This window comes from Acinetobacter sp. ANC 4973 (assembly GCF_002135275.1).
Lineage (GTDB): Bacteria > Pseudomonadota > Gammaproteobacteria > Pseudomonadales > Moraxellaceae > Acinetobacter > Acinetobacter kyonggiensis.
This window is the reverse complement of the sequence record NZ_NEGM01000001.1, coordinates 252970-278504: the sequence shown is the minus strand read 5'-3', so window position 1 is coordinate 278504 and position 25535 is coordinate 252970. Positions and strand designations below refer to the sequence as shown.

Sequence of the window (25535 nt, the reverse complement as noted above, 5' to 3'; positions counted from 1 at the left end):
TTATTTCCAGCCTTCAAACCACATGCTTTGTCCAAAATCTTTATTCAAAATTTCACGAACTTTGGCCGAGTTTTGGAAAGCTTTTACAAATACGGCCAGCTTTTGGTTTTCATCTTGGTAGTCTTTACGCGTTACAAATAAAATGGCGTATTTTTTATCCACTGGGTCAATAAAGAGTGCTGAATTTGGGTTAGCGACTTTTGCCATTTTTAAGTAATGTGGAAAGCCCATAATCAAGTCTGCTTCGTTATAGGCATGCGCTGTTTGTGGGCCTTCAACTTCAATTAACTTGAGTTGTTTCGGGTTACTAGTGATGTCTTGCAGTGTGGTTAATTCGTTGTTGACATCTTTTACCGAGAGCAAGCCTGCACGCGCCAATAGCGTTAAGCCACGAGATAAGTTCACAGGATCATTCGGCACGACCACTTTGGCTTGATTGGGGATTTGATCAAGCGACTGATATTTTTTCGAATATAAGCCAACATGACTGCCTGAACCTTTGGCAAAGGCATGCAAGTTATACCCTGTTTCACGCACGGCATTGGCCAAGAACACACTTTGCTGGAAAAAGTTGGTATCAATATCACCATTTTGAACCGCAACATTGGGTGCTTGCCAGTCTGAAAATTCAATCAATTCGACATGAATGCCTTGTGCTTTGACTTCGTCAGCGACACTTCTTAACAGTTCGGCATAGGGTGGGCTAATACCAATTTTTAGAACGTCTTGCTGGCTTTGATTGTTGCTATGGCGATAAATTGAAAGACCTGCAATGACAAGAATAACACTGAGTGCAATCAGCCAAATTTTAAGATTTTTGGAGGTGGAAATAGACATAATCATTCCTTATTTCCAGCCTGGAAACCAGAGTTTGGCACCAAAATCTTCATTCAAAGCTTGCTGCACTTGAGCTGAATTTTGATAAATGCTGACGAATTTTTTCAATTTGTCATCTTTGTCCTGATAGTCTTCACGCACCACAAACAGAATGGCGTAGCGCTTATTGGTGTTTTCATCGAACAATAAGGCACTTTCAGGATCGGCAGTTTTAGCCAGACGTAAGTAATGTGGATAGCCAAAAGCCAGATCGACATCATCAATCGCACGTGCTGTTTGTGGACCTTCTACCTCGACAAATTGTAGATTTTTAGGATTGGTTGCAATGTCCGATACATTTGATAAATGATTTTCAGGATTTTTTAAAGTGATGAGTTTGGCTTGTTGCAAAAGTAATAATGCCCGACCTTGATTAACAGGATCGTTAGGAATGGCAACGGTGGCATTTTGTGGCAGCTGATCAAAGCTTTTATATTTTTTAGAATATAAGCCAACATGCGTGGCAGCACCGGCAGCAAAGCTTTTAAGTTTAAAGCCAGTTTCTTTTAAAGCATTGCTTAAAAAGGGTTGATGCTGAAAAAAATTGGCATCAATATCACCATGATTTAAGGTGATGTTGGGCGTGTTCCAGTCAGAGAACTCGACCAGTTTGACATTCAAACCTTGTTGTTTGGCTTCATTTACTGCGACTTGTAATGGTTTGGCAAATGATGGACTAATGCCAATTACAAGTTCATCTGAACCCGATTTTTTTTGTTGATTCCACACCACCAGTCCAATAATGACTGCGGCAACAATCACCCCAATAAGGATGAATTTGATTTTTGCTGTTTGTGCCATGTTGCACCTCAAAATTTATGCGCTTTGTTTTTGATTTAAGTTGGAGTTCGAAGTTGAGGCGGTGCTTTGACATCGAAATTGTTGAACAGGATGTGAAGCAGACAATCGGTCACCTTGCTGAAAAAGTTTGTGCCTTAAACTGCCATTTTCATATGCAGTTTTATATCGCCCACGTTGTTGTAGTTCTGGAATTACCCACTGGATAAAATCATGATGTGACTCAGGGGCAACGGTACGGGTCAAATTAAAACCATCAATGCCTGTGTCATCCATCAACTGAATCAGTTTTTCAGCCACAGTCGCGCCACTACCGACAATCAGTGGATAGCGTCCACCCAATACATGCTGCGCTTTTAAATCATTTTTACTGATACTTTGTTCTTTAAACTTGTTATTGACTGACGCGATACTGTTGGTCTGCTGATAGGGAATGGTTTCATCATCTGCAAATTGAGACAGATCCATACCCACTGAGCTAGAAAAGTGCGCCAGACCCGCTTCAGGACTAGCATAGCGAATATATTCATCCAGTTTTTGCTGAGCCAGTTCATCCGTTTCGGCAGTCACCACGGTAATACCAACAAAAATTTTAACGGCTTCAGCATTGCGACCTTGTGCAGTGGCCTGATTGCGGATTTGATCGACCTGTTGTTTAATTTTCTCTGGTCGATCACCGCCAATAAATAGACCTTCTGCATGTTGTGTGGCAAAGGTTAAACCACGTGGTGATGCACCAGCTTGAAATAACACCGGTGTCCGCTGACTCGACGGTGAAACTTGAAACACCCCTTGGCTTTGGTAAAACTGCCCTTGGTGCTGTACCTGATGCACTTTGGATGGATCAGTAAAAATACGCTGTTTTTTGTCTTTTAAAACGGCATCATTTTCCCAAGAACCTTCCCAAAATTTATAGCAAAGTTCCAGAAACTCTTCGGCTTGTGCATAGCGCAGGTCATGGTCTTTTAAACCTTTTTGTCCAATCAGTCGTTCCGCACTGTCCAAATATCCAGTGACAATATTCCAGCCAATTCGCCCTTGAGTTAAATGATCCAGACTGGCAAAGCGGCGGGCAAACTGATAAGGCGATTCATAACTTAAGTTAACGGTTATGCCAAAACCTAAGTTTTGTGTGACTGCTGCCATCGCTGAAACCAACGTGGTTGGATCATGACTGGGCAGTTGAATGGATTCTTTTAAAGTGAGATCAATGCCATTTTGGTAGACATCATAAACACCGGTAATGTCAGCAATAAATAAGCCATCAAACAAACCTTTTTCTAAGGTTTGCGCCAAATCAGTCCAGTAGCTCAGTTCATTAAAACGATGAGATTCATCACGTGGATGCGTCCATAAACCATGATTAATATGACCGACGCTGTTCATATCAAACGCATTGAGCAAGATTTTTTTGGGCGTATTTGAGGTTGAGGAATTTGTCATTACAATGTTCCTCGACGTGGTGGCAATACGCCGTTTAATAGATGGTTTGCGATGAAATAGTATTTCCAACGAGATGCATCATGCAACGTGTGTACACGCGCATTGCGCCAGAAACGATCCAGCCCATCTTCACGTTGGCTGCCACGACTGCCTGCCAGTTCAATTAATTTAGATGATGCTTTTAATGCTGTTTCGGTACTGTGGGCACGTACCTTTGCCACATCTAATGAGGCTTTGGCAATATTTGCAGCAGTAGGCTGTGGTTTTGCAGCATCAATCGAACGTGCCGCTTGTTTTAATAACACTTCACTGGCACGGACATCTGCAACAATGCGACCTAGTTCAAATAGGGTGAGTGGATCAGCCGTGGCTTGGTCAACACCCGAATCAATCCAAGGTCGTGCTTGACGGACACGATGTAGGGTTTCTTCAAAAGCCGCACGAGCAATACCCGTTTCAATGGCTGCATGCATAATTTGTGCAAATGGGCCGACCAAAGTGGCTTGGCTAAAGGCGCTATCAAAAGGAATAATCTCTTCTGCTGCAACCTGAACATTGTTGAATTTGACCGTGCCGCTGCCTGTGGTGCGTTGTCCGAAACCAGACCAGTCATCAATCAATTCTAGACCTTCACTTTCACGTGCAATAAAGGCTAAAAATTCACGATTTTCATGATCTTTGACTAAGGTGGGAATACGATGTGCAAACAAACTGCCTGTGCAATAAAACTTTTCCCCATTGACCACAAAGCCATGTTCGGTTGGAGTGATTGCGGTTTGCTTTTGCGTTGCATTTTTGGTTTTAAATTCTGCTAAGGCATTACCAAAACGAGCCCCTTTTAAAACTTCGGCATAGAGTTTTTGTTTCTGTTGTTCTGTGCCGGTATTTCTGAGCACTTCCAAAGCATAAAAATGATTTTGTGGAATCTGACCAATTGAACCATCGACACCACTCATTAAGGCAATAATTTTGGCAACCGTAAGGCTAGAAACTTCTGCACCACCATATTGCTTCGGCACAGTAATCGCCCATAAGCCAGACTGGCTGTATGCTTCAATTTCTTGAAAAGGTAAAATACGCTGTGCATCGCGTTGTACAGCATTGCCTTTAAACTGTTCTGCTAAAGCGTGTGCAATGTCCAAAGCTTCAGCATCAGATTGAATAATATGCGCCTTAGCCAATGGTTGAACTTTTGATGGGGAGAGTTTTTGATATGAAGTCATGTTTTTATCCTTAAATCCAAGCGTGACGTGCAGGGAAGGTGTGATTCAGGTAATAGTCCCCTAAGGCATGTAATTTCCAACGCACAGGATCGTGCAAGGTATGCACGCGGGCATTGCGCCAATGCTGATCTAAATTATGCTGACTTAAACTTGAACGGCTGCCACCCAGCTCTAAAAGTTTTTCTGAAATATGAAGGGCTGCATCATTGGCATAAATTTTTGCTTCTGCAACTAAAATGGATGCTTGAGCCGCTTGTTCATCCGTGACTTCATCGAGTGCATCTAGTTCATCTAAATATTCAGCGGCTTCATCGAGTAATAAAATAGCAGCATCCAGTAATACGTTGGACTTACCCACTTCTTGTAAGGTGTAATGCTCAAAACTGGCTTTTTCGACATGGGCATCCACAATAGGGCGTGCTTTTTGTACAGCCGTTAAGGTGTCGGCAAAAGCTGCTTCAGCAATGCCGACATCAATGGAAACTTGCAATAGTTGCGAATAGGCACCACGATAATTTGCTGTATTGCCAAGTAGACGTTCATCAAAAATTAAGAATGGATCAATTTCGACCTGATTCAGTTTGACTGTGCCGCTTGATGTTGTACGTTGACCAAAACCATTCCAGTTATCAATGATTTCAACGCCTGTTGCCTGACGATTAATAATGGTTAGAACCACATGACCTTCGGGATGAATGGCTTTAATCGCCAACCAATGGGCAAAACTGCTGCCTGTGGAGTAGAACTTTTCACCATCAACAAAGTAACGATTATTTTCGATTGTTAACGTTGTATTTAGGGTTTTGGTATCTTTGGTGTGGCGTTCTGGGCCACCATTGGCTAAACGTTTGCCTTGTAAAATTTCATTAAAAATAAATGTCTTTTGTTGTTCTGTACCCATGATATTGATCATATTCAGCAGAGCAATTTGATTTTGTGGAATTTGCCCAACACTTGAATCGGCTTTATTCAAAATACGAAAAACATGCGCCAAAGTTTTATTGGAGACAAAAGCACCGCCAAATTTTTGTGGAATACGAATTCCACCCAAACCTTTTGCACTGAATAAATCAATTTCAGCAAAAGGCAATAGACGTTTTTGATCACGTTCATTACGACCTTCTAGAGCAAAATCTGCAACTTGATACGCTGCATTAATCGCACCTTGGTCATTTTCAACCACATGAACATTGTCAGAAATTAAATGAGACATAATGACACCTTAAATAGATATCAAAACGCTACAGCCAATTGAATTTAAAATTAAGCAATTGCTTTTGCAAAGCTTATGAAAAATGATGTTTAAGAGATAAAGTGCTAGATTTTGAATAAATTCAACTATGCTAAGTGTTTAAAAACCAACATTATTTTGTCTTACAATAGTTTTTGCTTGAGTTTTAATTAATCGGTTTATCTACTTTGATGATAATGAAAAGAAAAAAAGGTATAAAAATAAATGATATAGCATGGAGTTGTATGCATCTATTTTTGCAGAAAAGTACATTGTATTTCTAAGGTAGGGTGACTAAAGTATTCGATGAATGTTGATGGTTATATTGATAACCAGAACTAAAAAATAAATGCGGAGAATTTATGCGAACTTTATACCAGTTTCCTTTATCTCATTTTTGTGAGAAAGCTCGCTGGTTGCTCGATCATAAAGAGTTAGACTATGTTGCACATAATTTGATCCCGGGTGTGCATCGTGCATTTGCGCAATTAAAAACAGGGCAAAATCGCTTACCTATTTTACGTGACCAAGACCATTGGATTGCAGATTCGACCAAAATTGCATTGTATTTAGATGAGGTTTATCCAGAACATTCTTTACTCCGTTCTGATGTACAACAGCGTGATTTAGCGCTAGAAATTAATGAGCAAGCGGCAGAGCTTGGCATGCATGTTCGACGTTGGGGGTTAGCGCATACTTTAACTGAAAGTGCAGAATCGCTTGATATTATGATTGGGGAAAAAGGCTATTTACGTCAGTTTGAAAAATATTCAAAACCGATTATGAAGGCAATACTCTCAAGAGGCTATCAACTTAATTCGGATAAAGTGGCTGAATCAAAACAACGCATGGATATTTTAGTTGATGTTTTAAATCAGCGTCTCATTGAAAATCATGGGCGTTATTTTGTTGGCGAGCGCCTCGGTTTGGCAGATATTGCAGTGTGTTCAATGCTTGCGCCGTTATTAGAAATTGCAGGTACGCCGTGGGAAAAAGAACGTGGCGAAAATCTATCCGATGAGTTCATGCAATATAAGGCCTTTTTGACCAACTTACCTTTAGGGCAATATGTCTTGCGTATTTATCAAACGGAGCGTAATGCCCGTGTCGACTGGCGTGGCGTTTAATATTGTAAAATAAAATACCTTAATTTCTCACTTGTAGTCGAGAGAAGGGAGTAGGTGTTTATTTTTCCTAAAAATTATGTTGAAAATATTTCTAAAGACATCGTTTGCATTATCTCAAACATATAAACATCGTGGAGCTTATGATGGAACTGGATCGTTTTGATAAACAAATTCTTGAAATTTTAACCAATGAAGATCTTAATCTAAATGAGCTTTCTGAACGCATTAATCTTTCTGTAAGTTCGGTGCATCGTCGCATTAAGCATTTGATTGAAAATAATATCATCTCTGGATTAAAGCGTGATTTAAATTATAAAAAGCTAGGTTTTAGCCTGCATGTCCTATTACAGGTTTCCTTAAGTCGGCATGATACAGATACTTTTGCCAAGTTCTTGGAAGAGTTGGAAAATATTCCAGAAGTGATTAACGCATTTTTGGTGACAGGACAATCTGCAGATTTTATTGTGGAAGTGATTGCGCGTGATATGGAAAATTACAGTGAAATTTTACTCAAACGTATTGGTAAAATTGAACATGTTGTAGCACTACATTCTAGTTTTGTGATTAAAGAATATAATGTTTTTAACTGTAGTGGTTTGCTCAGCAAGCTATAAAATTTAATGGCTTTAGACAGTGCAGCTTAGCCGCTTTGTTTATATGGGCTTAATCAGCATACTGATTTGGCTCATAGCAGATTTCATTTATGTTCAATTAGGACAACAGTCATCACATCGTTGTTTTGATTATTTGTTGCTGATTTCTCAATATATTTTTGGTTATGGGGAGCAATACCTTTATTTAAGCATTTTTCCATTTATAAAAAATGGGTATTGCGAATGGTATTGGCATGTATTCTCTGGTTTTTTTGTCTGCTATTGACAGGTGCGTTGGTGTTGTTTGTGCATGTGTATATGATTAAGGCACCTTTATAAAAAGCATAAGCTTTCATAAAACACATAAAAAAACGCACGAATATGTGCGTTTTTTTATCACAGATTTAAAGCCAGCTGATTGGATTAAGCATCCAATTGTTCTAAAACTTCATCTGAGAATTCAACATTGGTATACACGTTCTGAACATCATCAAGGTCTTCAAACATATCAATCATTTTTAAAATCATTTTTGCTTGATCAATGTCTGTAATTTCAGCTTTGGTTGATGGGCTCATCACCACTTCAGCATTATCAGATTTCAATCCTGCGGCAGTTAAGGCATCTTGAACATCACCGAAGCTTTCAGGTGTTGTGATGACTAAGATTTCATCTTCACTGACTTCAATGTCTTCAGCACCAGCTTCCAAAGCCACGTCCATGATTTTATCTTCTAAAGAAACATCTTCAAAAGTAATTTCACCACGTTTCGTAAAGAGATATGCAACCGAACCTGCTGTACCCAAATTACCATTGGTTTTGGAAAAACAGTGACGTACATCAGGTACAGTACGGTTTAAGTTATCAGTCATTGTTTCAACAATAACGGCAACACCACCAACGCCATAACCTTCGTAGGTAACTTCTTTTAAATCGTCATTATCTTCACCACCAGCACCACGTTGAATGGCGCGGTTAATCACATCACGTGTCATATTTACAGATAATGCTTTTTCAACTACAGCACGAAGACGCGGGTTACTTGCTGCATCGGGACCACCGAGTTTTGCAGCTGTGGTTAATTCACGAATATATTTGGTAAAAACTTTACCACGGCTAGCATCTTGTTTTGCTTTACGATGCTTAATGTTAGCCCACTTGGAATGACCCGCCATGCGAAATATGCTCCTTGTAGATTGGCTGTATGCCTAATCGAATGTGTTAAATTCTACCATAAGCCCTTTTTTCTTAGAAAGGGCTAGCTTTTGAGTTTTTAAACAAATAGAACTTAGTTTTTAGCTTCAGGAATAATAATATCCAAATCGACCTTATCTTTATAAAGTTGTTTTAACAGCGCTAAGTCATGGTTGATCTCTGTTGGGTATATTTTCCCTAAAATTCCACCTTGTTTAGTTTTTGAATTGGCATACATTAAAACAATAGGGACATTTGCTGCTTTAGCAATATGCCAAAATCCTGTACGAATGGGACGTCGCGCTTCACCAGGCTTTGCACGTGTGGCTTCTGGGGCAATCACCAAGTTGAATTTTTCATTTTGTTGAAAATGCTCAACCATAAGCGAAACAATATCTTGATTGGATTTACGATCGACCGCAATTCCTCCCAGTGCTTTTAATAATGGTTTCATTGGCCCTTTAAATAATTCTTTTTTAATTAGGGTATGAATTTTCATATCAAAAATTTGGAACAGAGCCAGAGAAAGCACTGCATCCAACATAGATGTATGTTCAAAGCCAACGATCACTTGTTTGTTTTCAAGTACATCTGGTTCTATATGATAGTTCCATCCCGCAATTTTAAATGCAGATTCACCAATAAATTTTTTTAACATAGAAGGAAATTAGGCAATATGAAAGTGGGCTAATTTCTGCTTGTTCTGATTTAGAGTCAAGAGCATATAAGCTTAAAATGACAAATAAATACATTTGTCTAGATATGTTTGGAAAATGGCGATACTAATTGTTTTTATATATAAATGTGCATTAATTGATATTTAAAATAAATAAGATGATATAAATTAAGACTTAATTTTGATTGAAAATGACTATCCAGATCAAAAAATACCTATTAGACTTTTGTCGAAGATAAGAGCTTTTGAACAAATTGTTCAACTTTGGCATATGTTTAATGAGGAATGAAAAGAATGATGTATTTTTCAACTTTTCTATTGGCTTTTGGGTTGTTTATGTTGGTGGTTGTATGGTCTTTAATCGAAATTTGTGTGGAATCTCGTAAAGAACGTAACTTTGGTTCGTAAGTAGATAAAAAGTTAATTTTTTAATCAGCATTGTTCTACTCTTATTCTTAAAGTGCTATTTTGCATCGTTGTTGAATTATTTTATTTAGACTTTATAGGTATAATTAAATAATTGCTCTATCCGTGATTAATTTCAATACTTGGGTGGCTGAGTTGGCATTTATGATCTATTAAATACAATAAATTTTCTTGATTAATATCAATAATACCAAGACTTAGTCTTGGAGATATTATCTTGATTTGATTAAAAAATAAGCGTCAAAATAAAAGTGTGAAATAATTGTTGTGTTACTGTGCAAGTGGAAACAAAAATGCTTGTTTTTTGAAACAATTTTCGTTAGTATTGCCTCGCTTGAACTTGTTGATATATAACAAATTCAGCTTATAAGGGCCTATAGCTCAGTTGGTTAGAGCAGCGGACTCATAATCCGTTGGTCGACAGTTCAAGTCTGTCTGGGCCCACCAAATAAAACAACCACTTAGGTGTACTAATCCTAAGTGGTTTTTTAATGTCTGAATTTATGTAAGCACTATGTGCAAGTTTTTGGCCTATTTTGCACTGTTTTGTTTCTCATTTTGCACTACATAATTTTTCATGAATCTACTCAAGTATTTAGCCCAGATAATTTTATTACGTTCTGAATTTCACGAGTGTTGAATGAAAAATAATCTGTATTTTGGCGTTAAAAGTGCTTTTATTTTGTAATTTGCAATAATTATTATTGCAAGGTTGTTTGCATGATCAAAAAAATATGTTAATAAATGGGTGTGGTTTTTTAATCACAGATACATTTTAGGATGAAATGTATTTTTAGTAAGCTAAATTAAAAAACAAGCAGAAGGAAATTTAAAAGATGCTTCAATTGCTACTGAGATTATTTTGTTTACATGTTTACGAAAATGAGCACATGGAAGAAATAGGAGAACATAGGGAATGAAGGATGAGTAAAGTTAATCAATAACTTTAATTTATAGTGATAGAAAGTGAGCTTTAAGCTCACTTTTTAGTTTTTTAGGAAGTAAAGAATAGTAATAATGAACATCAGCTACGATCGCTTTGTGTAACAAAGCCTTTTATAAGCATAAAAGCAATAATCTTCACCTAGCCAGATAGAAATATGTCAATGAACAAAGATTTTAAAGCACAAACTTATATTGTCGATGAGTATTTGCCAGATACATTGACGTGGTTATGTCATCATCAAGATAGTTTTGATTCTTTCACTTATGATGCGATTACTCAAGAATTGCTGGTACATCATGCCAATGGAGTCGATAGTATTCGCAGGGGTGACTATTTGAATGCAAGCTATGGTATTTTAATTACGGCACATAACTTTGCAAAATAATTAAATCAATAAAAAAAAGCCCATAAGGGGCTTTTTTACAAACGGCAGGTATGAATAACTTAGCTAGCCATAGCATCTACAGATAATTCTTGAATACGTGGTTTGGCTTTTTCAGCAATCAAACCTAACTTATCAAATAATTGTTTATCTCGACCTTCACCTGCATTCGGGGTTGTTAACAGCTTTTCACCAGAGAAAAGAGAGTTCGCACCCGCCATAAATGCCAGAGCTTGATCAGAATCAGATAAAGACTCACGCCCAGCAGAAAGGCGAATATAGCTTTTTGGCATAATAATGCGTGCAACAGCAATCGTACGAATCCATTCTGTTACATCCAGTTTTTCAACATCTGCAAGTGGCGTACCTTCAATTGGAACCAGCATGTTGATAGGAACAGATTCAGGATGAATGGCTAAAGTTGCCAATTCATGTAATAAACCAATACGATCTTGCTTGGTTTCGCCTAGACCGACAATTCCGCCACTACAGACTTTCATGCCAGCTTGACGGACAAAATCTAAAGTGTTTAAGCGATCATCAAAAGTGCGTGTAGTGATAATATTTGAATAATATTCACGTGATGTATCTAAATTGTGGTTGTAGTAATCCAAACCCGCTTCATTTAAGCGTTCAGCTTGTGATTGATTGAGCATGCCTAAAGTCATACAGGTTTCTAAGCCCAATGCTTTAACTTCGCTGACCATTTCTAATACATAAGGCATATCACGTTCGTGTGGATTACGCCAAGCAGCGCCCATACAAAAACGTGAAGAACCAGAAGCTAATGCTTCTTTTGCTTCTTGAATAACTTTATCTACAGCTATGCGTTTTTCAGCTTCGAGTTTTGAATCGTAACGTGCTGACTGTGAGCAATATTTGCAATCTTCAGGGCATTTACCTGTTTTGATTGAAAGCAGTGTGCTAACTTGGATTGTATTTGGATCAAAGTGTTCACGATGAATGCGCTGTGCTTCAAAAATTAAATCTAAAAAGGGCTGATTATATAAAGCCTGAATTTCTTCGCGTGACCAGTCATTACGTACATTCATTGGTGAAAATCCATAATCATCATTATTTATTATTTATCATACCTAATTTATATGAAATCTAAAGGCATAAAAAACCAAATATTATAGTATCTATCGATTGGTTTTTGTCAATATTGTAAATTATGAGATTGATAATTTAGTTACAAAGTAAGGCTATTTATTGTAAATATAGTCACAATATTTTTTAGTGTCATTTGTAAAGTTGTTGTGAACTGGATGCTATTTTTTTTCTACAGTGAAAACTTTGTTGATATCTAGAAAAGATTAAAACAAAGGAAGTGTCATTTGTTTTGTTTTGAATTTAACAAAATTTAGCCAGTTGTTCTTGAATTGCCCAATCAATATGGACTTGCACAATCTCATCATATTGTTCACGTGTTTGTTGCAATGTTGCAAGTATTTCATTAGAAAAAGGGGCATTACCTAAGCCAATCGCAATATTTCGCATAAAACTTTGATAACCCGTGCGTCGTAGTGGACTCCCTTCAGTATTGGCTAAAAAGGTGGTCTCATCCCAATGCCATAAATCCAGTAAACTACTTTGATCTAAATCGTGTCGTGGATTAAAATCTTCAATTGTGGCTTTCTTCGCAAAACTATTCCACGGACAAATCAGCTGACAGTCATCACAACCAAATACACGATTACCAATACCACGGCGTAATTCTTCGGGAATAATGCCCTGATATTCAATGGTTAAATAAGCAATACATTTACGTGCGTCGAGCATATAAGGCTCAACAATGGCTTGTGTTGGACAAATATCAATACACGCAGTACAAGAACCACAATGTTTGGTTGTGGGAGAGTCGAAAGGTAAATCCAGTGAGGTAAATAACTCTCCCAAGACAAAAAATGAACCAGATTTTTTGTGAATTAATAAGGTATGTTTACCCGTCCAGCCCATACCTGCATTTTCTGCTAAAGACTTTTCAAAGATGGGTGCCGAGTCTGCAAAGGGGCGTGATTCAAAATCACCCACTTTTTCACGAATTTTGCTGGCTAATGTTTTTAAACGACCACGCATGACCTTGTGATAATCCCGACCACGGGCATAGCGCGCGATAATGGCTAAATTCGGTTCATCTGGGACATAGCGAGGTTTGGGCGTTTCCACCAAATAATTCATTCGTACACAAATAATGCTTTTGGTGCCGGGAACCAGTAAGGTTGGATCAGCACGTTTTTCTAAATTTTCTTCCAAAAACTTCATATCGCCATGATAGCCCCGTTTTAGATATTCTTGAAAACGTGGCAATTCTTCTTGAGCATCTGGTTTGGCAATGACACAATCACTAAAGCCTAATTCCAAAGCTTGCGCTTTAATCCATGCTTTGAGTGTCTCAGGATCATTTTGATCTAAGGGAATTTTTTGTGACGGTGTAGATGAAGCCATAATTTATAAGAAGGAAAGAACAATGCATCAACAAGTTTATCATAGCCCTGTTTATGATAGCCAAAGTATTCAAGCATGGGAGCAACGCTGGTTTGCCAAACAAAACAGTTCTTATGCCTTGATGCAGCAAGTGGCTTGGATGATTGCGCAGCGTTTAGTACCTATTTTAAAACAACGTCATATACAACAGATTACTCTGTGCTGTGGGCAAGGCAATAATGCAGGTGATGGCTATTTAACCGCAAAATATTTAAAACAATTCGGTTTTGACGTAGACATTTATGCAGCTGAATTAGGTACATCAACCGATTTACATACGGCTTATCAAGAAGCGGTAGATGCAGAAATAAAAATTTATGCTGGTTTTGAATTTAAAAAACAATATGACTGTTATATCGATGCATTATTTGGGATTGGTTTAAACCGTGCATTAAGTGCAGATTGGCAAAAAATTATTCAGCATATCAATGCTCAAACGGGCTTGAAAATAGCCATTGATATTCCGAGTGGCTTGCATGCCAATACTGGTCAGCCCTTACCATGTGCGATTAAAGCCGATTACTCATATGTTGCCTTAGGGCTTAAAGCAGGATTGTTTACAGGACAAGGGAAAGAGTTTGCTGGTCAGGTGGAAGTCATTTCCCTAATTCCTCCAGATGTGGCATTAAAACCACTCGCGCAACTTTCTAAAACCGCCATTGCACTGCCACAACGTGAGGCTTTTGGTCATAAGGGGAGTTATGGTCATGTACTTGTGATTGGTGGACATGCCGATATGGGCGGTGCGGTGATGATGGCAGCCGAAGCAGCCTTTAACGCTGGTGCGGGAAAAGTAACCATTGTTTGTCATGAGAAACATCACACGGCTATTTTAGCGCGCTCACCCAATATTATGCTGCGTGATATCAATGCTTTGACCAAGGCAGAGATTCAATTGTTATTAGATCATGTCGATGTAGTGAGTTTTGGCATGGGCTTGGGGCGTGATACGTGGTCAGAGCAACAATATTTAAAATGGTTTCCGAAAATAAATAGCACTGAACACTTGCAAGTGGTATTAGATGCGGATGCACTTTGGTTTTTAGCCAATCACCCTGAAGAATTAAAAGCAGATTCATATTTAACACCGCATCCCGGTGAAGCTGCAAAATTGTTAAATTGTTCGATTCAAGACATCGAAAATGATCGAATTGTGGCTATTCATGCATTAAAAGAAAAATATGCCGGACAATGGGTGCTGAAAGGTGCAGGAAGCCTGATTTTGGAAGATCAACTGTGGATTTGTACGGCGGGCAATGCGGGGATGGGCACCGGTGGTATGGGTGATGTATTGGCAGGGATGATTGCGAGTTTAAAAGCGCAATGGGGTCATCAAATTCATCTGCATGAAATTGTCACTTTACATGCCTTAGCGGGTGATTGGTTGGCTGCAAAAGGGATGCGTGGATTGCAGGCACATCATATGAATGAAGCTGTTTATCATGTGGTTAATATGCGGCATGCTTATGAATAAAGCCATTAAACTCATTATTCGAGGTCGGGTTCAAGGTGTGGGCTATCGTCGTTGGTTTGAGCAGCAGGCTTTAGCACTCGCGTTAACAGGTTATGTTAAAAACCTAGATTCAGGTGAGGTTGAAGCTGTGATTGTTGGGCATTTTGATGTCCTTCAAGAGCTGATTTCACGGAGTTATGATGGGCCACCGCGTGCAGAAGTGGTTCAGGTGCTTCAGATTATTTTAGCTCATGAGCAAAATTTTGTCGGATTTAACATGTTGCGTTAACGCTCATTTTTATAACAATAAAAATACAAGGTGAAAATGATGGATAAATATTGGGTCGTGGCGATAGTTGTCGTATTTTGTATTTTTCTGGTGATTTATACCCAACGTGCCAATGCAAGCCCAAGTAAAATATCGTTTAAGGACATGGTACAGAAAGAGTTTAGTCAATATCGCGTGATTGAAAGAAGCCAAACCATTATGATTTGTGAGGTGAGTGATGATCATCAGCCAGATGAGTTGGTTCTCATCCGTATTGATCCCGATCAGAAAAAAAATATGCGGAGTTTTGGCCGTAGGGTGACTTTCACTTACCCCAAGCAACCTTCACTGCGGGAAATGCGCAAAGATTTTGCGCCTTATCTTCAAAATAGTTAATTAACGTCTTCTACTACTCGAACGGCTGCGACCTCGTGCCATGCCGCCTAGTGCATTTAACACCGCCATTTTACTCATACTGCCTGCAGCATGCGCATGGCAAATTGCAGCGGCTAAAGCATCGGCAGCATCTTGTTGCGGTTTAATGCTTAAATTTAAAATACGCATCACCATCATTTGAACTTGTTCTTTATCTGCGGCACCATAACCGACAACGGATTGTTTGATTTGCCGAGCTGTATATTCAGCCACTTGCACGTCAGAATTGACTAAAGCGGCAATGGCTGCGCCACGCGCTTGCCCCAGTTTAAGGGCAGAGTCGGGGTTTTGAGCCATAAACACTTGTTCGACCGCAGCTTCGGTTGGGCCATGAAACTTAACAATACGTTCAATCCCAGCAAAAATGCGTTTCAAGCGTTCAGGCATTTCTGGGGTTTCGGTACGAATGGTTCCAGCATCTACAAAAGTCAATTTTTGCCCATTTTTTTCGATAATACCGTAGCCAGTTAAGCGAGAACCCGGATCGATACCAATAATTAATGACATACAAAGACTTTAAAAATAGAATAATGCCCATATTGTTACATAAGCGTATCAAAAAAGCTTGATCCTGATTAAGCACTTGAATATTGCACCCTATTTATTTTGTTGAGATTAGATTAATTTTTATGAAATTATTTCTTATTGTTTTGGCTGGCTTAATTCTAGAAGTATTTGTCTGGATTGGCGTGGGTGACCTCGTCGGCAGTATGTGGTACGTATTTTTCTGGTTTATTGCTGCCTTTTTTATGGGTATGAATTTGATTCGTAAATATTCGGCTGGTTTAATGCCTCAGATGCAGCAAATGCGCATGGGGCAAATGACAGGTGATCCTGCGCTAACTTCAAATCTACCCAAAATTTTAGCAGGATTTTTCTTGCTCATTCCCGGTTTGATTACCGATGTTTTAGCGCTATTAATTTTGATTCCGAGTGTTCAAAATATTTTTAAAAATGTCATGATGAAAACGATGGCAAAACGTCAGCAAGCCATGATGGATAAAATGATGGGTGGCATGATGGGCGATATGAATGGTATGGGCGGAGGTGCTCAAGGTCAAAATCCATTTGCAGACTTAATGCGCCAAATGCAAGATATGCAACAACAAGGCGGTTCACAGCGTCAGGACTCGAGCATTATTGATGGTGAAGCACGTGAAATCACCCCTGACGTTCAAAAAATTGAAATGAAAGACGTCAATAAATAAATTTATCTATTTCTTTTGATAAGCCGAATTATGATGATTCGGCTTTTTTATTGGCTGAATTTAGGGCGAGGAGACATGCAAAAAATTGAACAAACGATATAATATACGTTTTAAAAATCTTCCTGATTGTTATGTCATTGCTTTTGACCATTTGCGCCCTTCATTTTGTTGCACAGCTTAGTCCCGGCCCCGATATTTTATTGATTGCCAAAAGTTCAGCGTCAACTTCAAGGGCAAATACATTAAAAATTATTTTAGGTATTTCTGTGGGTATTGTGGTTTGGGTGGTTTTAACGCTGCTTGGTTTTACAGTACTGATTGAACAGTTTCCATGGATACAACACATTTTAATGCTTGTTGGAGGATTGTTTTTGGCTCGTATGGGCTGGGCAATGTTAACTGGCGGTTTGAAACAGCGTAAGCAAAGCTTAGGTTATGAAGACGTAGACGTGAGCGTATTGGATACGAAAAATTATTTTCTATTGGGGCTAATGACCAATTTAGCCAATCCTAAAACACTGATTTATTTTAGCAGCGTATTTTCTTTGGCTTTAAGTTCTGCCGCATCAGATCATTTAAAAACCCAGTTGGCGCTGATTATTCCAGTTCAAACGTTTATCGTGTTTACGGTTTTAATGCTGATTTTATCTATGCCTAAAATTAAACAGGCATATCAGCGCTCAGGCAGTTATATCGATATTATTTCAGGTGGATTATTCCTGCTTTTTGCCCTTTGGTTGTGGTCTGACGTGTTGGCGCTGCTTTAGTTTTGTTGCGTAGAGTCGTCATTTATTTGAGTCGATGGGGGAGTAACCGTGGTTATTTCCTCATTTTTTTTGACTTGAGAGTAACGATTTGGTTTCAAGGTTGTTTCAGTATTTTCTGAACCTTTATAGCTGCGACTACGGTTTGCACGTTCGCGTAAACCCCCTTTTTTAATCAGTTGCATCATCATAAACTCTAAATTATGGCCTGTTATTTTAACGAAAAAGGTAGAGCGAATGTGGGTTTTACAAGCTTAATCTTTAAATTTTGATGTACTTGATTGTGTTACAAACAATGTCATGTCAGCTTATTATGCATTCATATTTTTTAATATAAATAAAGAGCTTATGTCGGAAATTTGGGGATATATTTTCAAAGGCTTTTTTAGCTATGGATAAACACTATTGTATCCATAGGCAGACTCACATACTATTTTATGGATATTACACATCATCATAAAGCATGATGGAAATATAAAAACAAAAATGCGTAATGTAGGAGCATCCTTATGCTATATCAATACCATTGTGCTTGTTGTAATCGGGTTGTTGAATCAACTGATAAGGAATGTATAAATTGCGGTTCGCATAATATTAGAAGTCCCTATGGTTTCTGGATTTTTTGTATTTTAACCTGCTTAGCAGCAGTGATTGTCTTTAAAGTCGTTCATATTTATTTAAAGGATCATCAGGAAACACCAGTTCAAACTTCATTATTAACGGTTTTACAACAAGGTGAAAAAAATAAGCAATGAATATTTTTGCAACAAAAAAAGCCCACATGATGTGGGCTTTTTTATAACAAAATTACAGTCCAGCAGATGCTTTAAGCGCTTCCACTTTATCTGTTTTTTCCCAAGTAAATGCAGTGTCTGAACCTTCACGGCCAAAGTGACCATAGGCAGCAGTTTGCTTATACATCGGTTGAATCAAGTCTAACATGCGGGTAATCCCGTATGGACGTAAGTCAAAATGTTCACGAACCAATTGAATAATCAGTTCTTCAGAAACTTTAGCTGTATTAAAAGTATTGATTGAAATTGAAGTTGGCTCTGCCACACCAATAGCATAAGACACTTGAATTTCACATTTATCAGCAAGACCTGCTGCAACAATATTTTTTGCAACATAACGACCTGCATAAGCAGCAGAACGGTCAACTTTAGATGGATCTTTACCAGAGAAAGCACCGCCGCCATGACGCGCCATACCGCCGTAAGTATCGACAATAATTTTACGACCCGTTAAGCCACAGTCACCTACAGGACCACCAATCACAAACATCCCCGTTGGGTTGATGTGGAATTTGGTGCCTGCATGGAACATTTCAGCAGGAATCACTTTTTTCACAATTTCTTCAATCACGGCTTCTTTTAAAGCTGCTTGAGTAATTTCGGGATCGTGTTGGGTTGACAATACAACCGCATCTAAACGAACAGGCATGCCATTTTCATAGGCAAAAGTCACCTGACTTTTAGCATCTGGACGCAACCAAGGTAAACGACCATTACGGCGTAGTTCAGCTTGTTTTTCCATTAAGCGATGTGCATAAGAAATAGGAGCAGGCATTAAAACGTCAGTTTCGCGGCTTGCGTAACCAAACATTAAGCCTTGATCGCCAGCACCTTGATCTTCAGGTTTTTGACGGTCAACACCCTGAGCAATTTCAGGAGACTGTTTACCAATCATGTTGATGACAGCACAGGTTGAACCATCAAAACCGAGGTCAGAATGATGATAGCCAATGCCATTTACGGTTTGACGTACAATCGCTTCAAAGTCAACATTCGCTGTTGTTGTGATTTCACCCGCAAGTACTACAGCACCTGTTTTGACAAGCGTTTCACAAGCAACCCGTGCAAATGGGTCTTCTGTTAAGATTGCATCCAAAATAGCATCACTGATTTGGTCAGCCATTTTATCTGGATGACCTTCGCTTACAGATTCCGAGGTAAATACAGCGTACTCGCGCATAAGTCCTATCACAGTTAATTCAAAAGACGCAATATGTTACATCGAGTTAGACTTTTGGACCAGTTCCATACGACAAAAATGACTGAAATTATTTCAATTTCACGACTTTTTAATTGATATATGCATCTATAAAACTGATAAGCAAGCAAAATGAGCAGCTAAAGTTAACGTTGGACAGTTAAAAAAATTGAAATGCTGCATCGCTGAACTGATTAAAAATAATCTATTCTTGACGCAGTGGGGCTAAAAAACAAAATAAATTTTAATTAATAGATATTAATATCATGGACTTAGTAAAATAAAAAACTAAAAATAGAATTCGAAAGAACTGGGTTAGCTAAATGTCATGGACAAAATTAGATCTAGTGAAGCATTTTAAATTTGAATATTTCATTTATTTTTTATAAAAGTGAATTTTATTCATGTTTGGTTTTTATTATGCTGATCAAGTAAATAATATAAGCAAAAGGGTGTAAAAATATTTTAAATAGACAGGTCTGGTTGATTTTTCTACGACATATTTAAGTTTCATTGAACTGCATTAAAGGGAGAGGAATCTATTGAAGATGTCATCCATTCATTTTGAATAGGATGAATACTGCCTATTTTTTATCGTTTAATCAGCAAAACTGATGTGTAAATAAGCTATTCCTATATTAAAATAGCAACAGCCACGAATAAATGTTGAAATGTTGGCTATTAGGCTTTACCCCTTGCTGTTTTTTTAAGACAATACGCACAGCTTTGAATTTTCCTATTCATCATCTTTTTTAAACGATTTAGTTGGACTCTGACCTATGACAACCCCGCTTAACGAACGCCGTATTGCAAACGCAATTCGTGTATTGGCAATGGATGCTGTGCAAAAAGCAAATTCAGGACATCCAGGTGCTCCAATGGGGATGGCAGATATCGCTGATGTCGTATGGCGTGAATTTTTAAATCACAACCCGACCAACCCACAATGGCCGAACCGCGACCGTTTTGTATTGTCGAATGGCCATGGCTCAATGCTTCAATACGCATTGTTACATTTAACGGGTTATGACCTTTCAATTGCAGACTTACAACAATTCCGTCAGTTGCATTCAAAAACTCCGGGTCACCCAGAATTAGGTTATGCACCGGGTATTGAAACCACAACTGGTCCTTTAGGTCAGGGTATTGCCAATGCAGTCGGTTTTGCGCTGGCTGAGAAAACATTAGCCGCTCAATTCAACAAAGATGACTTATCGGTTGTAGACCACTTCACTTACTGTTTCTTGGGCGATGGTTGTTTAATGGAAGGTGTTTCTCATGAAGCATGTTCATTGGCAGGGACTTTAGGTCTAGGCAAACTTGTTGCTTACTATGATGACAACGGCATTTCAATTGATGGCGAAGTAGAAGGTTGGTTCTCTGACGATACAGAACAACGCTTCTTGGCTTACGGTTGGCAAGTACTTAAAGTTGATGGTCATGATGCTGATGCATTACGTGCTGCAACTTTGGAAGCAAAAGCTGAAACTGGCAAACCAACACTGATCATCTGTAAAACGATTATTGGTTTAGGTTCACCAAATAAACAAGGTAAAGAAGATTGCCACGGTGCGCCTTTAGGGAATGACGAAATTGCATTAACGCGTCAAGCTTTAGGCTGGACTGAAGAAGCATTTGTTATTCCTGCTGATATTTATGCAGCATGGGATGCAAAAGACAAAGGTGCAAAATCTGAAGCTGCTTGGAATGAAACTTTTGCTGCTTATGCTGCAAAATATCCAACAGAAGCTGCTGAACTTAAACGCCGTGTAAGTGGTGATTTACCTGCTGATTTCGTGGCTCAAGCCGATGCTTATATTGCTGAAGTGAATGCAAAAGCTGAAACTATTGCAACACGTAAAGCCAGCCAAAATGCACTTCAAGCTTTTGGTCCATTACTTCCTGAAATTTTAGGTGGTTCTGCTGACCTTGCTGGTTCTAACCTAACCCTTTGGAAAGGTTGTGTCGGCGTTCAGGACAATCCTGCGGGTAACTACGTGCATTACGGTGTTCGTGAATTCGGTATGACTGCCATTGCCAACGGTGTTGCACTACACGGTGGTTTTATTCCTTATGTAGCAACATTCCTGATGTTTATGGAATATGCACGTAATGCAGTACGTATGTCTGCATTGATGAAGCAACGTGTGATTCATGTATATACTCATGACTCAATTGGTCTAGGTGAAGATGGTCCAACGCATCAACCTGTAGAACAAATTGCCTCTTTACGTGGTACGCCAAACTTAAATACATGGCGTCCATGTGACACCGTTGAAGCTGCAATTTCTTGGAAATCTGCACTTGTACGTTCAGAAGGCCCAACAGCACTTATTTTCTCTCGTCAAAATTTACCATTCCAAGCACGTACTGATGCTCAAATTGCTGATGTTGCGAAAGGTGGTTATGTATTGGCTAAAGAAAAAGGCGAATTAAAAGCAATCATCATTGCAACGGGTTCTGAAGTTTCATTGGGGATGGAAGCCTATGCACAGCTTGAAGGTGTGCGTGTGGTATCTATGCCATGTGCTGAAGAATTTGTTAAACAAGATGCAGCTTACCGTGAAGCGGTTCTACCTGCCAACATCCGTGCACGTGTTGCTGTTGAAGCTGCGCATGTCGATTACTGGTGGAAATTTGTCGGTCTTGATGGTCGTGTAATTGGTATGACCACATATGGCGAATCTGCACCTGCAAAAGACTTGTACCAACACTTTGGTATCACCACTGATGCGGTTGTTGCAGCGGTAAAAGAAATCACAGCTTAATTGAAAAAAAATTAGCTTGTTAAAAACGCTCCAATTGGAGCGTTTTTATTGAGATGAATTTTTAACGATATTGTTCTAGTAGTTTGTACCAATAAGTATATAGTGATGCCATTCATTGAGTATTCATTTTGAGATGGCATTTATTCAGCATAAGTGAGGAAAATATGAGCCTTTATAACCAGATTAATGACGAAATTACCCTAATGGACGCTGGCGAGCAGAAGTGGATTGGTCAAGACATTCCACTTGAATCTATGATGGCAGTCGTGTTGATGTTGAAAGACTTGGATGAAGAGAAAGTCATTAAAGTTCGTCGACAAAACCATGAAAAACATACGGGTCTTAAGCAGGTTGATCGTGTGTTGGTTGAGAAGTTGTAAAAGATTAAGCATCTTTAAAAAAGCCCCTTTTGGGGCTTTTATTATTTCAGACAGTGTATTTTCTACGTTGTTAATTCAGTCTGAATCTGAATATTTGAAGTCAATAATTTGTGGACAGGGCAATTTTCAGCGACTTTCAATAATCGTTTATGTTGGTCTTCAGTGAAATCGCCTTTTAGGGTAATTTTACGCACAATATTGTTTTGGCCTGCTTCTTGTTCTGCATTTGGATTTAAAGCCAAATCGACCTGTACATGTTCGAGTTTAATATCTTTGTGATCTGCATACATTTGTAACGTGACTGTTGTGCAAGCGCCTAAAGCCGAAAGTAAAAGTTGTATGGGGTTTGGTGCGCTATCTTGTCCACCTTTTTCTGTTGGTTCATCGACATACCAGAGATGACCTGATGGATCTGTGAGTGTAACGCGATAGGGTGTGGTTGTACTTTGAGCTTGTGCACTATGGATCATTAGAATTACAGCTTCTTTTTTGAAAGAGATATTGTTATACAATCCTTTATATCGTGTTAAGACTGTTTGTTTTTTGTATTCCATCATTTTTAAAGGCTGAATAAAAGATTGAAAATAAGGCTGCTATGTCCGTTAGAATATAAATAATAAAATATTTTTTAATATTATCAATATCTTATTGAAATTTTATTTTAAATCTTTAAGCTAAATAAAGGGATTGTTCTATTCTTGCAACATATCGTTTTATCTATATCAGTGAATTAAGATGGGAAACGTATACACTAACAATCATTCTGAAGCGAGATAAAAACACATGAATTTTAAAGCAATAACTTTAGGTTTGGCCGTAGCATCCGTTGCAACTTTGTCGTTGGCAAAACCAGTTGCATATCAAATTGATCCAACCCATACAGCAACTGTATTTTCTTGGAATCATTTTGGTTTTTCTACACCATCTGCAAACTTTAGCGACATTCAAGGTACAATTAACGTCGATAATGCAAAACCTGCAAATTCATCTGTTAATGTGACTATTCCTTTATCGAGTTTAAATACGAATGTAAAAGCATTGGATGAGCATTTGCAGAAAGCAGATTTCTTTGATGCTGCAAAATATCCAAACATCACTTTTAAAAGCACCAAGGTTCAGGCTGTAGGTAAGAACAAATACAAAATTACTGGTAACCTTACAGTGAAAGATGTGACTAAGCCTGTTGTGCTGGATGCTGTATTGAATAAGCAAGGCGTACATCCAATGACCAAAGCAGAGTCTATTGGTTTCAATGCAACAACGTCATTTGATCGTTCTGCATTTGGTGTAGGCGCATATGTACCGAATGTCGGTGATAAAATTACGGTAAATATCACCACCGAAGCGTCAGTTAAAAAATAAATAAGGATTACACAACCACTTGCAGTAATTTTGCTGCAAGTGGTTTTATTAGTGATAGTAGGTTGTTTTTAATTTTCACTAGAATCAGAAAAAATCTGCACCACATTTACACCAAATCTGCATCAAGCTATAAAGCTTCCCAAACCTATTCATCATGACGCACTACCGTCATTTATTCTCAGCAAAGATACTTAACTCCTCGTAGCATATCAAAAGAGTGTGAATAATCAGCTGGATTAACATGATTAGACTGAAGCACTGTTCATGCTCAAGAGAAAAGAAATTAAACCAAATTGTTCATTTAGCATGTTATGCAAAAATATCATCAAGAAAAAGGTCGGTATTTAAAATCAGGTGATGTAGCAAAGAAAATGTCAGAAAACTTAAATTAAATATTTAGTATATTTTATATTTTTCAATAATTTATCATAAAATTATTTTTTATTTAAAAGTGAGCTACTTGGTCTTACCATATAACAAAAATTAAGCATAAGGTATATACTTAAAGGCACTGTTAGAATCCTATGTGAGCAAAAAAAATGCCTCAAAATTTTGTAATTAGATTCGTTAGTGTTCTTGCCTTTGTTTTAGTATTAGCTGCACTTGTTATTCATTTTTTATTTTCAGGGGAAACAACCGTTGTATTATGGATCTTCACCTTTCCTATTATTCTTGCCGTGCCTATTTTAATATCGGTGTTTTTGGCTAAAGATCAGGAATTGGGCGTTTCTGTACATCAATAAAAGTTTAAAATGATATCAGCTTTAATTTAAGCTGATTAAGTTGAATGGCACCCTTTAAATTGGACATTTTTAGTCTTATTTGAAGGGTGCTTTTTTTTAAGGATGAATGTTTTAATCACGATTTAAAATGAGATAACAACCAAAGCTAATAAAAATTCCGCCAGTGAGTCCGTCAATCCATTTACTTAAGCGTTGGTAGGCAGCATTCATTTTATGCCATGAAAATAAATAAGCGACTAAGGCAAACCAAATTAAGCTTTCAAGCCAGATTAAGGCGAGTAATGAGCTTTGTGTGGTTAAAGGCATGTCTGCATTAATGGCCAAGGAAAAAACACTACTAAAATAGACCAATGCTTTAGGATTCGCCATATTGGTGAAAAAGCCCTGTAACAATAAAGTGATCTTGGATTTTGGTATAGCGGTTGAAAGTTGTTGTACCGATGCTTGTTTATTGAAGGCTGATTTAAATAATTGTATTCCCAGATAGAACAGGTAGAGTCCACCTAAAATCACCAGTGCTTGCTGTAACCATGCAATTTTTTGGAACAGGAAGTGTAAGCCACTGATGGCACAAATAGCCCATACTAAAATGCTTAAGGAGATACCTAAGGCTGCAAACATCGCATGTGATCTGGATTGACGAATGGCGCTTTGACTGACAAAGAAAAAATCTGGCCCCGGGCTGAGCAGGGCAAAGAAATGAATAAGGGCAATACCAAGGAAAAGAGTCATCGTATGGTTTTATCGTGGGAGATGACACTT

Annotated in this window: 27 protein-coding genes and 1 tRNA gene; 14 read left to right on the top strand and 14 right to left on the bottom strand. The window is 38.3% G+C overall.

Annotated features, from left to right (window positions below; all coding sequences use genetic code 11):
• The 5 genes from B9T30_RS01370 to B9T30_RS01350 are packed head-to-tail and all read right to left on the bottom strand — an operon-like array spanning position 1 to position 5553.
• Complete coding sequence (locus tag B9T30_RS01370; RefSeq protein WP_086183437.1) at positions 1 to 837, bottom strand: MetQ/NlpA family ABC transporter substrate-binding protein; 837 nt, start codon at positions 835 to 837, stop codon at positions 1 to 3.
• A gap of 9 nt (positions 838 to 846) precedes the next feature.
• Positions 847 to 1677 carry a MetQ/NlpA family ABC transporter substrate-binding protein gene (locus tag B9T30_RS01365; RefSeq protein WP_086183436.1) on the bottom strand — a complete coding sequence of 277 codons (831 nt, stop codon included), beginning with the start codon at positions 1675 to 1677 and terminating at the stop codon, positions 847 to 849.
• A 15-nt stretch (positions 1678 to 1692) separates the two neighbouring features.
• Entirely contained in the window at positions 1693 to 3117 is a 1425-nt protein-coding gene (locus B9T30_RS01360) for an LLM class flavin-dependent oxidoreductase (protein WP_086183435.1), read from the bottom strand.
• Positions 3117 to 4340 (bottom strand): SfnB family sulfur acquisition oxidoreductase, encoded by a 1224-nt coding sequence (locus B9T30_RS01355; RefSeq protein WP_086183434.1) that lies wholly within the window; start codon positions 4338 to 4340, stop codon positions 3117 to 3119. The genes B9T30_RS01360 and B9T30_RS01355 overlap by 1 nt, the downstream gene beginning before the upstream one ends.
• Positions 4341 to 4350: 10 nt before the next feature.
• Complete coding sequence (locus B9T30_RS01350; RefSeq protein WP_086183433.1) at positions 4351 to 5553, bottom strand: SfnB family sulfur acquisition oxidoreductase; 1203 nt, start codon at positions 5551 to 5553, stop codon at positions 4351 to 4353.
• Positions 5554 to 5933: 380 nt separating this feature from the next.
• On the opposite strand from B9T30_RS01350, the gene B9T30_RS01345 reads away from it, so the two are divergent.
• Both B9T30_RS01345 and B9T30_RS01340 read left to right on the top strand, forming a co-directional pair.
• Complete coding sequence (locus B9T30_RS01345) at positions 5934 to 6698, top strand: glutathione S-transferase family protein (protein ID WP_086164125.1); 765 nt, start codon at positions 5934 to 5936, stop codon at positions 6696 to 6698.
• 143 nt (positions 6699 to 6841) lie between these two features.
• Entirely contained in the window at positions 6842 to 7312 is a 471-nt protein-coding gene (locus tag B9T30_RS01340) for an Lrp/AsnC family transcriptional regulator (RefSeq protein WP_086164124.1), read from the top strand.
• 402 nt (positions 7313 to 7714) lie between these two features.
• On the opposite strand, the gene B9T30_RS01330 is transcribed toward B9T30_RS01340, so the two are convergent.
• Complete coding sequence (locus tag B9T30_RS01330; protein ID WP_086183431.1) at positions 7715 to 8464, bottom strand: YebC/PmpR family DNA-binding transcriptional regulator; 750 nt, start codon at positions 8462 to 8464, stop codon at positions 7715 to 7717.
• A 113-nt stretch (positions 8465 to 8577) separates the two neighbouring features.
• Positions 8578 to 9141 carry a 1-acyl-sn-glycerol-3-phosphate acyltransferase gene (locus tag B9T30_RS01325; RefSeq protein WP_086183430.1) on the bottom strand — a complete coding sequence of 188 codons (564 nt, stop codon included), beginning with the start codon at positions 9139 to 9141 and terminating at the stop codon, positions 8578 to 8580.
• A gap of 814 nt (positions 9142 to 9955) precedes the next feature.
• Here B9T30_RS01325 and B9T30_RS01320 point away from each other — a divergent pair.
• Together B9T30_RS01320 and B9T30_RS01315 are read left to right on the top strand one after the other, a co-directional pair.
• Positions 9956 to 10032: transfer RNA gene (locus tag B9T30_RS01320), tRNA-Ile, on the top strand.
• A 659-nt stretch (positions 10033 to 10691) separates the two neighbouring features.
• Positions 10692 to 10916, top strand: coding sequence for a hypothetical protein (locus B9T30_RS01315; protein ID WP_086183429.1), 225 nt, complete (start codon positions 10692 to 10694; stop codon positions 10914 to 10916).
• A gap of 59 nt (positions 10917 to 10975) precedes the next feature.
• Here B9T30_RS01315 and bioB read toward each other — a convergent pair whose 3' ends face one another.
• The gene (gene bioB / locus B9T30_RS01310; RefSeq protein ID WP_086183428.1) at positions 10976 to 11965 is read right to left on the bottom strand and encodes a biotin synthase BioB; all 990 of its coding nucleotides are present in this window, start codon (positions 11963 to 11965) and stop codon (positions 10976 to 10978) included.
• 301 nt (positions 11966 to 12266) lie between these two features.
• Complete coding sequence (gene queG / locus B9T30_RS01305; RefSeq protein WP_086183427.1) at positions 12267 to 13361, bottom strand: tRNA epoxyqueuosine(34) reductase QueG; 1095 nt, start codon at positions 13359 to 13361, stop codon at positions 12267 to 12269.
• A gap of 22 nt (positions 13362 to 13383) precedes the next feature.
• On the opposite strand from queG, the gene B9T30_RS01300 reads away from it, so the two are divergent.
• The 3 genes from B9T30_RS01300 to B9T30_RS01290 are packed head-to-tail and all read left to right on the top strand — an operon-like array spanning position 13384 to position 15517.
• Positions 13384 to 14874: an NAD(P)H-hydrate dehydratase gene (locus B9T30_RS01300; RefSeq protein WP_086183426.1), complete on the top strand. Its 1491-nt coding sequence runs from the start codon at positions 13384 to 13386 to the stop codon at positions 14872 to 14874.
• Positions 14867 to 15142, top strand: a complete 276-nt coding sequence (locus B9T30_RS01295; protein ID WP_086183425.1) for an acylphosphatase — start codon at positions 14867 to 14869, stop codon at positions 15140 to 15142. Before B9T30_RS01300 ends, B9T30_RS01295 begins: the two co-directional genes overlap by 8 nt.
• 36 nt (positions 15143 to 15178) lie before the next feature.
• The gene (locus tag B9T30_RS01290; protein ID WP_171264097.1) at positions 15179 to 15517 is read left to right on the top strand and encodes a hypothetical protein; all 339 of its coding nucleotides are present in this window, start codon (positions 15179 to 15181) and stop codon (positions 15515 to 15517) included.
• Here B9T30_RS01290 and ruvC read toward each other — a convergent pair whose 3' ends face one another.
• Positions 15518 to 16063, bottom strand: coding sequence for a crossover junction endodeoxyribonuclease RuvC (ruvC, locus tag B9T30_RS01285; RefSeq protein ID WP_086183423.1), 546 nt, complete (start codon positions 16061 to 16063; stop codon positions 15518 to 15520).
• Between the two features lie 122 nt (positions 16064 to 16185).
• Between ruvC and B9T30_RS01280 the strand changes: the two genes are divergently transcribed.
• Together B9T30_RS01280 and B9T30_RS01275 are read left to right on the top strand one after the other, a co-directional pair.
• Positions 16186 to 16764, top strand: a complete 579-nt coding sequence (locus B9T30_RS01280) for an FxsA family protein (protein WP_086183422.1) — start codon at positions 16186 to 16188, stop codon at positions 16762 to 16764.
• 131 nt (positions 16765 to 16895) lie between these two features.
• A complete protein-coding gene (locus B9T30_RS01275) occupies positions 16896 to 17531 on the top strand; it encodes a LysE family transporter (RefSeq protein WP_086183421.1) in 636 nt (211 codons plus the stop codon).
• Here the strand turns inward: B9T30_RS01275 and B9T30_RS01270 are convergent.
• The gene (locus B9T30_RS01270) at positions 17528 to 17716 is read right to left on the bottom strand and encodes a hypothetical protein (RefSeq protein WP_086183420.1); all 189 of its coding nucleotides are present in this window, start codon (positions 17714 to 17716) and stop codon (positions 17528 to 17530) included. The two genes, B9T30_RS01275 and B9T30_RS01270, sit on opposite strands and share 4 nt — an antisense overlap.
• A 321-nt stretch (positions 17717 to 18037) precedes the next feature.
• Here B9T30_RS01270 and B9T30_RS01265 point away from each other — a divergent pair, with 321 nt between their 5' ends.
• On the top strand, positions 18038 to 18283 hold the full coding sequence (locus tag B9T30_RS01265; protein ID WP_086164103.1) for a hypothetical protein: 246 nt from the start codon (positions 18038 to 18040) through the stop codon (positions 18281 to 18283).
• Between the two features lie 52 nt (positions 18284 to 18335).
• Here B9T30_RS01265 and metK read toward each other — a convergent pair whose 3' ends face one another.
• The gene (metK, locus tag B9T30_RS01260; protein ID WP_086183419.1) at positions 18336 to 19502 is read right to left on the bottom strand and encodes a methionine adenosyltransferase; all 1167 of its coding nucleotides are present in this window, start codon (positions 19500 to 19502) and stop codon (positions 18336 to 18338) included.
• Between the two features lie 797 nt (positions 19503 to 20299).
• Here metK and tkt point away from each other — a divergent pair.
• Both tkt and B9T30_RS01250 read left to right on the top strand, forming a co-directional pair.
• Positions 20300 to 22288, top strand: a complete 1989-nt coding sequence (gene tkt, locus B9T30_RS01255; protein ID WP_086183418.1) for a transketolase — start codon at positions 20300 to 20302, stop codon at positions 22286 to 22288.
• Positions 22289 to 22452: 164 nt separating this feature from the next.
• Positions 22453 to 22668: a hypothetical protein gene (locus tag B9T30_RS01250; RefSeq protein ID WP_086183417.1), complete on the top strand. Its 216-nt coding sequence runs from the start codon at positions 22453 to 22455 to the stop codon at positions 22666 to 22668.
• A 62-nt stretch (positions 22669 to 22730) separates the two neighbouring features.
• Here B9T30_RS01250 and B9T30_RS01245 read toward each other — a convergent pair whose 3' ends face one another.
• A complete protein-coding gene (locus tag B9T30_RS01245) occupies positions 22731 to 23138 on the bottom strand; it encodes an OsmC family protein (RefSeq protein WP_086183702.1) in 408 nt (135 codons plus the stop codon).
• A gap of 313 nt (positions 23139 to 23451) precedes the next feature.
• On the opposite strand from B9T30_RS01245, the gene B9T30_RS01240 reads away from it, so the two are divergent.
• Both B9T30_RS01240 and B9T30_RS01235 read left to right on the top strand, forming a co-directional pair.
• A complete protein-coding gene (locus B9T30_RS01240; protein ID WP_086183416.1) occupies positions 23452 to 24030 on the top strand; it encodes a YceI family protein in 579 nt (192 codons plus the stop codon).
• A gap of 539 nt (positions 24031 to 24569) precedes the next feature.
• A complete protein-coding gene (locus B9T30_RS01235) occupies positions 24570 to 24773 on the top strand; it encodes a hypothetical protein (protein WP_074942985.1) in 204 nt (67 codons plus the stop codon).
• Positions 24774 to 24884: 111 nt separating this feature from the next.
• Here B9T30_RS01235 and B9T30_RS01230 read toward each other — a convergent pair whose 3' ends face one another.
• On the bottom strand, positions 24885 to 25505 hold the full coding sequence (locus B9T30_RS01230; protein WP_086183415.1) for a LysE family transporter: 621 nt from the start codon (positions 25503 to 25505) through the stop codon (positions 24885 to 24887).
• Between the last annotated feature and the right edge of the window lie 30 nt (positions 25506 to 25535).

Coding starts and splice junctions, on each gene's coding strand:
- B9T30_RS01265 (WP_086164103.1), top strand. CDS start 18,038: ATGCTATATCAATACCATTGTGCTTGTTGTAATCGGGTTGTTGAATCA.
- B9T30_RS01350 (WP_086183433.1), bottom strand. CDS start 5,553: ATGTCTCATTTAATTTCTGACAATGTTCATGTGGTTGAAAATGACCAA.
- B9T30_RS01280 (WP_086183422.1), top strand. CDS start 16,186: ATGAAATTATTTCTTATTGTTTTGGCTGGCTTAATTCTAGAAGTATTT.
- B9T30_RS01235 (WP_074942985.1), top strand. CDS start 24,570: ATGCCTCAAAATTTTGTAATTAGATTCGTTAGTGTTCTTGCCTTTGTT.
- B9T30_RS01300 (WP_086183426.1), top strand. CDS start 13,384: ATGCATCAACAAGTTTATCATAGCCCTGTTTATGATAGCCAAAGTATT.
- B9T30_RS01275 (WP_086183421.1), top strand. CDS start 16,896: ATGTCATTGCTTTTGACCATTTGCGCCCTTCATTTTGTTGCACAGCTT.
- ruvC (WP_086183423.1), bottom strand. CDS start 16,063: ATGTCATTAATTATTGGTATCGATCCGGGTTCTCGCTTAACTGGCTAC.
- B9T30_RS01295 (WP_086183425.1), top strand. CDS start 14,867: ATGAATAAAGCCATTAAACTCATTATTCGAGGTCGGGTTCAAGGTGTG.
- B9T30_RS01270 (WP_086183420.1), bottom strand. CDS start 17,716: ATGATGCAACTGATTAAAAAAGGGGGTTTACGCGAACGTGCAAACCGT.
- B9T30_RS01290 (WP_171264097.1), top strand. CDS start 15,179: ATGATGGATAAATATTGGGTCGTGGCGATAGTTGTCGTATTTTGTATT.
- B9T30_RS01330 (WP_086183431.1), bottom strand. CDS start 8,464: ATGGCGGGTCATTCCAAGTGGGCTAACATTAAGCATCGTAAAGCAAAA.
- B9T30_RS01365 (WP_086183436.1), bottom strand. CDS start 1,677: ATGGCACAAACAGCAAAAATCAAATTCATCCTTATTGGGGTGATTGTT.
- B9T30_RS01240 (WP_086183416.1), top strand. CDS start 23,452: ATGAATTTTAAAGCAATAACTTTAGGTTTGGCCGTAGCATCCGTTGCA.
- B9T30_RS01230 (WP_086183415.1), bottom strand. CDS start 25,505: ATGACTCTTTTCCTTGGTATTGCCCTTATTCATTTCTTTGCCCTGCTC.
- queG (WP_086183427.1), bottom strand. CDS start 13,361: ATGGCTTCATCTACACCGTCACAAAAAATTCCCTTAGATCAAAATGAT.
- B9T30_RS01355 (WP_086183434.1), bottom strand. CDS start 4,340: ATGACTTCATATCAAAAACTCTCCCCATCAAAAGTTCAACCATTGGCT.
- B9T30_RS01340 (WP_086164124.1), top strand. CDS start 6,842: ATGGAACTGGATCGTTTTGATAAACAAATTCTTGAAATTTTAACCAAT.
- bioB (WP_086183428.1), bottom strand. CDS start 11,965: ATGAATGTACGTAATGACTGGTCACGCGAAGAAATTCAGGCTTTATAT.
- B9T30_RS01250 (WP_086183417.1), top strand. CDS start 22,453: ATGAGCCTTTATAACCAGATTAATGACGAAATTACCCTAATGGACGCT.
- tkt (WP_086183418.1), top strand. CDS start 20,300: ATGACAACCCCGCTTAACGAACGCCGTATTGCAAACGCAATTCGTGTA.
- B9T30_RS01245 (WP_086183702.1), bottom strand. CDS start 23,138: ATGATCCATAGTGCACAAGCTCAAAGTACAACCACACCCTATCGCGTT.
- B9T30_RS01360 (WP_086183435.1), bottom strand. CDS start 3,117: ATGACAAATTCCTCAACCTCAAATACGCCCAAAAAAATCTTGCTCAAT.
- B9T30_RS01345 (WP_086164125.1), top strand. CDS start 5,934: ATGCGAACTTTATACCAGTTTCCTTTATCTCATTTTTGTGAGAAAGCT.
- B9T30_RS01325 (WP_086183430.1), bottom strand. CDS start 9,141: ATGTTAAAAAAATTTATTGGTGAATCTGCATTTAAAATTGCGGGATGG.
- B9T30_RS01370 (WP_086183437.1), bottom strand. CDS start 837: ATGTCTATTTCCACCTCCAAAAATCTTAAAATTTGGCTGATTGCACTC.
- B9T30_RS01315 (WP_086183429.1), top strand. CDS start 10,692: ATGAACAAAGATTTTAAAGCACAAACTTATATTGTCGATGAGTATTTG.
- metK (WP_086183419.1), bottom strand. CDS start 19,502: ATGCGCGAGTACGCTGTATTTACCTCGGAATCTGTAAGCGAAGGTCAT.